Annotated in this window: 10 protein-coding genes; 1 reads left to right on the top strand and 9 read right to left on the bottom strand. The window is 73.8% G+C overall.

What is annotated here, in order from left to right:
* Positions 1-134: 134 nt before the first annotated feature.
* The 5 genes from ACFUC1_RS19750 to ACFUC1_RS19730 are packed head-to-tail and all read right to left on the bottom strand — an operon-like array spanning position 135 to position 3,914.
* The gene (locus ACFUC1_RS19750; protein WP_379122874.1) at positions 135-869 is read right to left on the bottom strand and encodes a phosphoglyceromutase; all 735 of its coding nucleotides are present in this window, start codon (positions 867-869) and stop codon (positions 135-137) included.
* Between the two features lie 9 nt (positions 870-878).
* A complete protein-coding gene (locus ACFUC1_RS19745) occupies positions 879-1,070 on the bottom strand; it encodes a DUF6767 domain-containing protein (RefSeq protein ID WP_379122872.1) in 192 nt (63 codons plus the stop codon).
* A 40-nt stretch (positions 1,071-1,110) separates the two neighbouring features.
* On the bottom strand, positions 1,111-1,704 hold the full coding sequence (locus ACFUC1_RS19740; RefSeq protein WP_379122870.1) for a YbjN domain-containing protein: 594 nt from the start codon (positions 1,702-1,704) through the stop codon (positions 1,111-1,113).
* Positions 1,701-3,056, bottom strand: coding sequence for a D-inositol-3-phosphate glycosyltransferase (gene mshA / locus ACFUC1_RS19735; protein ID WP_379122868.1), 1,356 nt, complete (start codon positions 3,054-3,056; stop codon positions 1,701-1,703). Before mshA ends, ACFUC1_RS19740 begins: the two co-directional genes overlap by 4 nt.
* Positions 3,057-3,116: 60 nt before the next feature.
* On the bottom strand, positions 3,117-3,914 hold the full coding sequence (locus tag ACFUC1_RS19730) for a hypothetical protein (RefSeq protein ID WP_379122866.1): 798 nt from the start codon (positions 3,912-3,914) through the stop codon (positions 3,117-3,119).
* A gap of 191 nt (positions 3,915-4,105) precedes the next feature.
* Here ACFUC1_RS19730 and ACFUC1_RS19725 point away from each other — a divergent pair, with 191 nt between their 5' ends.
* Positions 4,106-4,915 (top strand): class I SAM-dependent methyltransferase, encoded by an 810-nt coding sequence (locus ACFUC1_RS19725; RefSeq protein ID WP_379122864.1) that lies wholly within the window; start codon positions 4,106-4,108, stop codon positions 4,913-4,915.
* 18 nt (positions 4,916-4,933) lie between these two features.
* Here ACFUC1_RS19725 and ACFUC1_RS19720 read toward each other — a convergent pair whose 3' ends face one another.
* Genes ACFUC1_RS19720 through ACFUC1_RS19705 form a run of 4 tightly spaced genes read right to left on the bottom strand, consistent with a single transcriptional unit; the run spans position 4,934 to position 7,053 of the window.
* Positions 4,934-5,332 carry a phosphomannose isomerase type II C-terminal cupin domain gene (locus ACFUC1_RS19720; protein WP_379122862.1) on the bottom strand — a complete coding sequence of 133 codons (399 nt, stop codon included), beginning with the start codon at positions 5,330-5,332 and terminating at the stop codon, positions 4,934-4,936.
* 11 nt (positions 5,333-5,343) lie between these two features.
* Complete coding sequence (locus ACFUC1_RS19715) at positions 5,344-5,679, bottom strand: DUF2516 family protein (RefSeq protein ID WP_310151134.1); 336 nt, start codon at positions 5,677-5,679, stop codon at positions 5,344-5,346.
* Between the two features lie 27 nt (positions 5,680-5,706).
* Positions 5,707-6,132: a D-aminoacyl-tRNA deacylase gene (gene dtd, locus ACFUC1_RS19710; RefSeq protein ID WP_379122860.1), complete on the bottom strand. Its 426-nt coding sequence runs from the start codon at positions 6,130-6,132 to the stop codon at positions 5,707-5,709.
* A gap of 3 nt (positions 6,133-6,135) precedes the next feature.
* Positions 6,136-7,053 carry an asparaginase gene (locus ACFUC1_RS19705; protein WP_379122876.1) on the bottom strand — a complete coding sequence of 306 codons (918 nt, stop codon included), beginning with the start codon at positions 7,051-7,053 and terminating at the stop codon, positions 6,136-6,138.
* Positions 7,054-7,223: the final 170 nt, after the last annotated feature.

Raw genomic sequence — 7,223 nt, 5'->3', positions numbered from 1 at the left:
GTCCGGGCCCTTCGCGCTGCCTGCGGACCGGACAGCCAGGGATGGCCGGGGACGGCCGGGGACGGCCGGGGACGGCCGGGGACGGCCACCATGCCGTCCGCCGACTCGCGCGACGGGGTCGACCCCCAGAGGTCCTAGCGGCCCTGGTTGGCGACCGCGGCGGCAGCCTCGGCGGCCGCCTCGGGGTCGAGGTACCGCGCCGGCTCCGACGGCATGAAGTCGTCGCCCAGCGTGTAGACCAGCGGCTGGCCGGTGGGGATGTTCAGCCCGGCGATGTCCTCGTCGCTGATGCCGTCGAGGTGCTTGACCAGTGCGCGCAGCGAGTTGCCGTGGGCGGTGACGAGCACCGTCTCACCGGCGGCCAGGTCGTCGCGGATGGCGCCCTCCCAGTAGGGCATCATCCGTGCGATGACGTCCTTGAGGCACTCGGTGCGGGGCACCTCCACGCCGGAGTAGCGCGGGTCGGAGCTCTGGTCGAACTCGGAGCCGACCTCGATCGGGGGCGGCGGCACGTCGAACGAGCGGCGCCACAGCATGAACTGCTCGTCGCCGTACTTCTCCCGCGTCGCGGCCTTGTCCAGCCCCTGCAGCGCCCCGTAGTGGCGCTCGTTGAGCCGCCAGCTGCGCCGGACCGGGATCCAGTGCCGGTCGGCGGTGTCGAGCGCCGTGTTGGCGGTGTTGATCGCCCGGCGCAGCACCGAGGTGTGCACCACCGTGGGCAGGATCCCGTTGTCCTTCAACAGCTTCCCGCCGTTGACCGCCTCGGCGCGACCCTTGTCGTTGAGGTCGACGTCGACCCAGCCGGTGAAGAGGTTCTTCGAGTTCCACTCGGACTCGCCGTGACGCAGCAGGATCAGGGTGTGGGCCATGGGGGCAGCCTAGTGCTCGGCTCGCGCCGCCCGGGCTGCTGCCCGCTGCTCGGCCAGGGCCGCGCGCAGCTCGGGGTCGTCCATCGCGAGGTAGACCAGCCCGCAGTCCTGCGGACCCGTCGCGCCGGGGAAGCACAGTGAGCAGGGGTCGCCGGGGCGCAGCGGGCACTGGGCGACGGGACGGCGACGGGCGCTGGTCACGGCACCACCATGACCGGGCGCCGGCTCCCGCGCGAGGGGCCTAGGTCCCGTCGCGACCTGCCTGGGTCCCGTCGCGACGGGCCCTGGTCCCGTCGGGACCCGCCTGGGTACCGTCGCCGTCCGGCCCGGGGTCGCCCTCGCGCTGCAGGATCGACCGGAACGCCTCGAGGTTGCGCAGCGACTCCCCGCGGGAGACCCGCCAGTCCCACTCCTTGCGCATCGAGGTGAGGAACCCCATCGCGAGCAGCTCGTTGAAGTGCGAGTCCGCCGCCTCGAGGACGGCGCCGAGGAGTCGGTCGAGGTATGCCGTGTCGACGCCCTCGAGCGGGACGCGCCCGGTGACGTACACGTCGCCCGCGCGGTCGATGGCGTACGCGAGGCCGGGCAGGCGCAGGTTGTGCCGCAGCAGGTACCGGTAGAACTCCTGGTGGTTCTCGTCGGGGTTGCGGATGACGAACGCCGAGACCGACAGCGAGTCCTCGCGGACGATCAGCGACAGAACGGTCTTCAGCTTCTTCTCGCCGGGCAGGGTGACGACGTACTCGCCCGTGCGGGCCCCCTCCTCCCACTGCAGCTCGGCATCCGCCAGGAACTCCTCGATGGCGTCCACGGCCGAGGTCCGTACGGGGTTCACGGGAACACCGCCGACGCCATCCCGTCGAGGGGCTGGTCGCTCGGCGGCTCGAGCCCGGAGGGCGACCCGGACGTGGCGCCGCCCTGCTGCTGACCGGTCAGGCCGGCGCGCCGGGCCCGGCTCGCCTCGACGTAGACCTCGTAGAGACGCTCGGTCGTGCGGTCCCAGCCGAACAGTGCGGCGTGCTCGACGGCCTTGCGGGACAGCGAGCTGCGGCGGTCGGGGTCGAGCAACAGCGACTCGAGGGCGTCGGCCCACTTGGGGACGGCGTGCCCGTCGACGAGCACCCCCGCCTCACCGACGGCGGTCGGCAGGCCGCCGACGTCGGCGGCGACCACGGGCGTGCCGCAGGCCTGGGCCTCGACCGCCACCAGGCCGAACGACTCCGAGTACGAGGGCACCGCGACGAGGTCGGCGGCCCGGTACCACTGTGCCAGCTCGCGCCGCGGCACCGGCTTGACGAAGCGGACCTGCGGGGTGACCCCCAGCCGCTGGGCGAGCTGCTGCAGGGACTCGGGGTGCTCGAGCCCGGACCCGCTCGGACCACCGAGGATCGCCACCACCAGCTCACCGGCCCACGAGGGGTGGCGGGCGAGCAGCTCCGCCGCCGCCTCGACGAGCACCTCAGGTGCCTTGAGCGGCTGGATCCGCCCGACGAACAGGAGCACCTTCGCGTCCTGCGGAAGGCCGACCGCAGCGCGGGCGGCCGCCCGGTCGCCCGGCGAGAACAGCTCGAGGTCGACCCCCGGCGGGACCACGACGACCTTGTCGGGCTCCGCGGCATACAGCTCGATGAGCTCGCGGCGCTCGCCGAGGGTGTTCGCGATGAGGCGGTCCGCCGCCTCGACGACCTGGACCTCGCCGATCTCGCGCCCGGCGGGCTCCGGGGAGTCCTCGCTCGCCAGGTGCAGGTTCTTGACGCGGGCCATCGTGTGCATGGTGTGCACGAGCGGCACCTGCCAGCGGTCGGCCGCCAGCCAGCCCACCTGGCCGGAGAGCCAGTAGTGGGAGTGGACGAGGTCGTAGTGGCCCTCGGGCGCGAAGGCGCCCACGCGCATGACACCCGCGGCGAAGGCGCAGAGCTGGCCCGGCAGGTCGTCCTTGCGCAGGCCCTCGAACGGGCCGGCCGTCACGTGCCGCACCAGCACACCCGGCTCGAGCTCGTGCACCGCCGGCTGGTCCACGGAGGTGGCGCGGGTGAAGATCTCCACCTCGACGTTCCGGCGCGCGAGCTGGCGCGCGACCTCGACGACGTAGACGTTCATCCCCCCGGCGTCGCCGGTGCCCGGCTGCTCCAGGGGCGAGGTGTGGACGCTGAGCATCGCCACGCGGTTGATGCGGTCCGGTGCCATGGTGCCGAGTCTGCCACCTGCCCCCACGCCCGGCTGCCCCGCCCGAGGGACCGCACCGACTCAGCCGACGCCCCCCGTGCCTGTCGGCGTGGACACCCTGCGCGACTGGGACGTGACGCTGAGGAAGCTGGCGTCGGACCAGATGTGCACGTCGGTGCGTCCCGTCTCCCGCACGTCGACTCCGCGGGCCACCCGTTGCGGGCCGACCCCGATGTCGGTGCCGAGGCTCGAGGAGAACGCCGCCTGGCCCTCCAGCGTGGTGGGCCGCAGCCACCGCGCCGAGCCGCGCAGGTTGACGTGTGGCAGGCCCGGCGGCAGGCCTTCCGTGAGCGGCCGGTGGTCCAGGTGCCAGACGACCCCGTCGGCACCGTTGACGTCGACGCCGATCTTGACCACGCCGCCGGCGAGCTCGATGCGCAGCGTGAACGGCACCGAGCCGTGGCTGTCGAACAGCTCGCCGACGTAGGTCGCGCGGCCGGGCAGGAAGACGAGCCCGTCGACCCGCATGTTGTCGAGCCGGCGTTCGATGTTTTCGTGCGTGCTCGCACCCGTCCCCGTGGTGTGGCCCTCGACCGCGGACAGCACGGACCCGCCGATGACCGACTGGAACAGCAGGCTGTCGCCGCGCAGGACCCGCATGCCGTCGGCATACATGCTCACGGTGACCCCGCCGCCGAGCGTGGCGACGCCCTTGGCGTCGGGCCGCACCGTGAGCAGCCCGGGTGTCACCGACTGGAACCCGTGGTCGTCACCGAGCCACTTGGGGACGCGCGTCACGAGCCCGAGCAGCGCCAGCGCAGCCAGCGAGGCCACCAGCGCGACCATGCTGCGGCTGATGTCCTGCTCGCGCCAACGCACCCCGTCAGCGTAGAGGCGTGCAGGGGCCCGTTCCGCACGCTTCCACCGGACACGTCCCGCCCGGCATTCGCCCGCAGGGTCCGCGCGCGCCCGCAGGGTCCGCGCGCGCCCGCAGGGTCCGCGCGCGCCGGCACGCGTCTCCCCCCGGACGGGCGCGGTGTGCGTCCCGGTGCTTCCGTATGCTGCGGGGCGTGGTTGCGCAGCGCCCGATCGGCACCGTGACGCGCGGGACCACCAACCCCAACCGCCTGCGCCGGGTCGACCGGTGGCTGGCCGGTCCGCAGGCGTGGCGGCTGCGGGCGCCCGTGCAGCCGCCGGTGGTCGTCGACCTGGGCTACGGCGCGTCACCTGTCACCGCGGTCGAGCTGCACGACCGGCTGCGCCGCGTGCGCCCGGACGTCCAGGTGGTCGGCGTGGAGATCGACCAGGCACGGGTCGAGGCCGGCCAGGCGCTCGCCCGCGACGGGTTGTCGTTCCGGCGGGGCGGGTTCGAGGTGCCGCTGCCGGGGGACGCCCGCGCCACGGTGGTGCGCGCGTTCAACGTGCTGCGGCAGTACGACGAGGCCGAGGTGGCGGACGCCTGGCGCACCGTGCAGGACAGGCTCACGGACGACGGCCTGCTCGTCGACGGCACCTGCGACGAGCTGGGTCGCCGCAGCACCTGGGTGGCCGTGGACCGCGACGGCCCGAGCTCGCTGACGCTGTCGTGGCGGCTGCGCGGGATGCAGGCGCCGTCGGAGATCGCCGAGCGGCTGCCCAAGGTGCTGATCCACCGCAACCTGCCGGGCGAACGCGTCCACGCGTGGCTGGGGGCGCTGGACCGGGCGTGGGCGCACGCGGCGCACCACGGCAGCTACGGCGTGCGGCAGCGGTTCCTGGCGACCGTCACGGCGCTGCGCGACGAGGGCTGGCCGCTGCTCGACGCGCCGGCCCGCTGGCGGCTCGGGGAGGTGACGGTGGCGTGGGACGCCGTCCGGCCCGCGGAGGGTCAGCCGGCGTAGACGTCCTCGCGGCGGACGTCAGCGGGCGTAGTCGTCCTCGAGCCGGACGATGTCGGCCTCGTCGAAGTCGCCGTACGCGATCTCGAGCAGACGGCCCGAGCGGTCGCCCTTGTTGGCCATGCGGTGCAGCGAGCCCACAGGCACCCACACCGCCTCGCCGGGAGCCGCGCTCCAGGTCCGCTCGTCCACGGTCACCTCGATCGGCACGTCGAGCACCTGCCAGAACTCACCCCGGTGGGAGTGGGTCTGCAGCGACAGCCGGTGGCCGGGCTCGACGGTGATGATCTTGACCGTGACCCGCTCGTTGGAGACGAACTGCTGGAAGTTCCCCCACGGCCGGTCGACGGTGAAGATGGCCTCACGCGGGTCGGGCAGCGCCTCGGTCGTTGCCTGCACGTCGGTAGTCCTGTCAGTCATGGATCCCCCTGTCACCACGGGCCGTAGGGGCCCATGTGCTGGTTGCCGCCGCGCCCGCCGCTGACCTGGCGCAGAGCCGGCCGGACGTCGGCCAGGTAGATGGCCGCGCCGACGAAGCCGATGAGGCCGATCGAGAACAGCAGCCCCGACCCGATCGAGATGAACCCGAACAGGGCGGCGACGGCCGTCACGATGGTCCAGAACTTCTTGGTGCGCTTCCCGGCCGCGACGAACGCGTCCGGGCGGTGCCGCACGCAGTCCACCAGTGCGAAGACCTCGGCCGCGAAGGCCGCGAGGCTCAGCAGCCAGACGACGAGGTTCTGGGCCGAGCCCAGTGCGGAGAACATGCGGCAAGAGTAACGGGGCGTCGGAGCTCAGACGTCCACCACGAGAGTGACAGGTCCGTCATTCACCAGCTCGACCTGCATCATCGCGCCGAACCGTCCCGTCGCGACCTCCACCCCGCGCTCCAGCAGCGCGGCCACGAGCGCGTCGACCAGCGGCTCGGCCACCGGGCCGGGCGCCGCCGCACCCCAGGACGGGCGGCGCCCCTTGCGCGTGTCGGCATACAGCGTGAACTGGCTGACCACGAGCACGGGCGCACCCGCGTCGAGGACGGAACGCTCGTCGCGCAGGATGCGCAGCTCGCTGATCTTGCGCGCCAGCGTCGACACCTGGTCCGGACCGTCGTCGTGCGTGACGCCGACGAGCGCCACCAGACCGGGTCGGGTGATCTCGCCGACGACCTCGTCGCCGACGACCACCCGCGCCCGGGTCGCGCGCTGCAGCACGGCACGCACGGGTCAGATGCCGACCGCGACGACTGCCCCGACGGGCTCGCCGTGACCGAGGACGGGGGCGTCCTCGAGCTGGGCGAGCGCGGCGGACTCGATCCCGAGCCGGCGCATGACCGCGGCGAGGATGACGGGCTTGGCGCGACTGCCGCCGTCGGCGACCTTGAGCGCGATGCCGCGCCCGTCCGCGAGCCCGACGGCGTACACCGCCTCGGCGCCGTCCTTGGCGATGAGCCCCGGGGTGCCCTCGACGAGGGCCGTGACGTCGCGACCGGTGCCGCCGAGATATGCCGGGAAAGCCCGGATGCCGTCGGCGACCATGGCCTCGGGGGTGCCGGGCTCCGCCGACGCCAGGCGCCCGAACGCGCGGGCCAGGCCGGCGAGGGTGACTGCCATGACGGGGGCGCCGCAGCCGTCCACGGCCGTGGCGGTGATCTCGTCACCGGTCAGCTCGGCCAGGGTCTCGGCGATCGCCTGCTGGAGGGGGTGGCCCGGGTCGCGGTAGGTCGCGGTGTCCCAGCCGTTGACGACGCAGGTGGCCAGCATCGCCGCGTGCTTGCCCGAGCAGTTCTGGGTGATCGGCAGCTTGCCCCCACCGTTGCGGATGACGGCGTTGCGGGCGGCCTCGTCCAGCGGGTAGTCCGGCGTGTTCTGCAGCGCGCCCTCGGTGAGGCTCACCGAGGCCAGGACCTCGCGGACGCCCTCGAGGTGGAAGTCCTCGCCGGAGTGGCTGGCCGAGGCCAGGGCCAGGTGCTGGGGTGCGAGCCGCAGGCCGGCGCGCACCATGGCGAGGGTCTGCAGCGGCTTGTTCGACGAGCGCGGGAACACGGGGTCGTCCACCGCCCCGAGGGCCAGCAGGTGGCTGCCGTCGGCCGCCGTGGCGACGACGGACGCGCGGTGGGCGGACTCGACGAAGCCGCCCCGCACGTAGTGCGCGAGCACGGGGGCCGAGTCGAGGGCGGGAGGGGTGGGCAGGGCCGGATCGGTCACCCGGCGAGCGTAGCCACCACCGGTGCCCTTCGCGTCGCCGGCCGGGGTCGTCGGCAGCGGCGGAGCCCCCTGGACGCCGACGGCCCCCACCCGGGTCGCGGGTGGGG

The organism is Pedococcus sp. NPDC057267 (genome assembly GCF_042668795.1).
Classification (GTDB): Bacteria; Actinomycetota; Actinomycetes; order Actinomycetales; family Dermatophilaceae; genus Pedococcus.
Note: the sequence above shows the minus strand (reverse complement) of the source record. Positions and strands in the feature narration are given on the sequence as shown.